Below are 2,036 nucleotides of genomic sequence, written 5' to 3' on the forward strand. Positions count from 1 at the left end.
ATTATACAAAAGGTACGCAGTCACACCACGAAGGTGCTCCTACTGCTTGTACGTACACGGTTTCAGGTTCTATTTCACTCCCCTCACAGGGGTTCTTTTCGCCTTTCCCTCACGGTACTGGTTCACTATCGGTCAGTCAGTAGTATTTAGCCTTGGAGGATGGTCCCCCCATATTCAGACAGGATATCACGTGTCCCGCCCTACTCGTTTTCACTGATTATGATGTGTCGGTTACGGGGCTATCACCCTTTATTGCGAGACTTTCCAGACTCTTCACCTGCATCATTAAAAGCTTAAGGGCTAATCCAATTTCGCTCGCCGCTACTTTCGGAATCTCGGTTGATTTCTCTTCCTCGGGGTACTTAGATGTTTCAGTTCCCCCGGTTTGCCTCTTGCTGCTATGTATTCACAACAAGATACTTACTTATGTAAGTGGGTTTCCCCATTCGGAAATCCCAGACTCAAATGACTTTTACTGTCTAATCTGGGCTTATCGCAAGTTAATACGTCCTTCATCGCCTCTGACTGCCAAGGCATCCACCGTGTACGCTTAGTCACTTAACCATACAACCCGAAAGGGTCTTAATGTATGGCAACTAACCAAGGTTTTTGGTTGTAATAAGAAGGGTTAGTTCTTATTACGTGTTTGCCGGACTCAATGTGATTCAAATTAGATTTGAATCGAATACAAGACACTTGAATGTGTTTGTGTTGTGTTTATCCAAAGGATAAACATTGAGAACTTTTAATTTGATTAACTCTTAGAGTTAATCAGTCAGCTTTCCAAATTGTTAAAGAGCTTGCTTTCGTTAGCAATAAAGCTTTCGAAACCATTTTTAAACACACTCGTAAGAATGCTTAAAGATGGTGGGCGATACCGGGCTCGAACCAGTGACCCCCTGCTTGTAAGGCAGGTGCTCTCCCAACTGAGCTAATCGCCCATAAAAGTTTTAATTCCTTATGGAAGGAATGGTGGAGCTATGCGGGATCGAACCGCAGACCTCCTGCGTGCAAGGCAGGCGCTCTCCCAGCTGAGCTATAGCCCCATATTTTTATTTCCTTGGGAGGAAATGGTGGGTCGTGCAGGATTCGAACCTGCGACCAATTGATTAAAAGTCAACTGCTCTACCAACTGAGCTAACGACCCAATGGTATCCCGTAGGGGAGTCGAACCCCTGTTACCGCCGTGAAAGGGCGGTGTCCTAGGCCTCTAGACGAACGGGACACTGGATTGAAGAACTTGGGAGTTCTTCGTCTCTTTACTTTCTAAACCGTATCAATCTGTGTGGACACTTATCGTGAATATCTTCGTATAAGGAGGTGATCCAGCCCCAGGTTCCCCTAGGGCTACCTTGTTACGACTTCACCCCAGTCATGAACCACAAAGTGGTGAGCGTCCTCCCGAAGGTTAAACTACCCACTTCTTTTGCAGCCCACTCCCATGGTGTGACGGGCGGTGTGTACAAGGCCCGGGAACGTATTCACCGTAGCATTCTGATCTACGATTACTAGCGATTCCGACTTCATGGAGTCGAGTTGCAGACTCCAATCCGGACTACGACGCACTTTTTGGGATTCGCTCACTCTCGCAAGTTTGCCGCCCTCTGTATGCGCCATTGTAGCACGTGTGTAGCCCTACTCGTAAGGGCCATGATGACTTGACGTCGTCCCCACCTTCCTCCGGTTTATCACCGGCAGTCTCCCTGGAGTTCCCGACATTACTCGCTGGCAAACAAGGATAAGGGTTGCGCTCGTTGCGGGACTTAACCCAACATTTCACAACACGAGCTGACGACAGCCATGCAGCACCTGTCTCAGAGTTCCCGAAGGCACACCTGCGTCTCCGCTGGCTTCTCTGGATGTCAAGAGTAGGTAAGGTTCTTCGCGTTGCATCGAATTAAACCACATGCTCCACCGCTTGTGCGGGCCCCCGTCAATTCATTTGAGTTTTAATCTTGCGACCGTACTCCCCAGGCGGTCTACTTAACGCGTTAGCTCCGAAAGCCACGGCTCAAGGCCACAACCTCCAAGTAGAC

The 2,036-nt window shown here is 48.5% G+C and carries 4 tRNA genes and 2 rRNA genes; all 6 read right to left on the bottom strand.

Features of this window, described 5'->3' with window-relative positions:
* A 23S ribosomal RNA gene (locus A3712_RS22940) occupies positions 1 to 564 on the bottom strand; the annotation flags it as partial.
* Between the two features lie 301 nt (positions 565 to 865).
* Positions 866 to 941 (bottom strand) — tRNA-Val (locus tag A3712_RS22945).
* A gap of 29 nt (positions 942 to 970) precedes the next feature.
* Positions 971 to 1,046 (bottom strand) — tRNA-Ala (locus A3712_RS22950).
* Between the two features lie 25 nt (positions 1,047 to 1,071).
* Positions 1,072 to 1,147: transfer RNA gene (locus A3712_RS22955), tRNA-Lys, on the bottom strand.
* A 2-nt stretch (positions 1,148 to 1,149) separates the two neighbouring features.
* Positions 1,150 to 1,225: transfer RNA gene (locus tag A3712_RS22960), tRNA-Glu, on the bottom strand.
* An 88-nt stretch (positions 1,226 to 1,313) separates the two neighbouring features.
* A 16S ribosomal RNA gene (locus tag A3712_RS22965) occupies positions 1,314 to 2,036 on the bottom strand; the annotation flags it as partial.

This window comes from Vibrio sp. HI00D65, assembly GCF_001635455.1.
GTDB lineage: Bacteria > Pseudomonadota > Gammaproteobacteria > Enterobacterales > Vibrionaceae > Vibrio.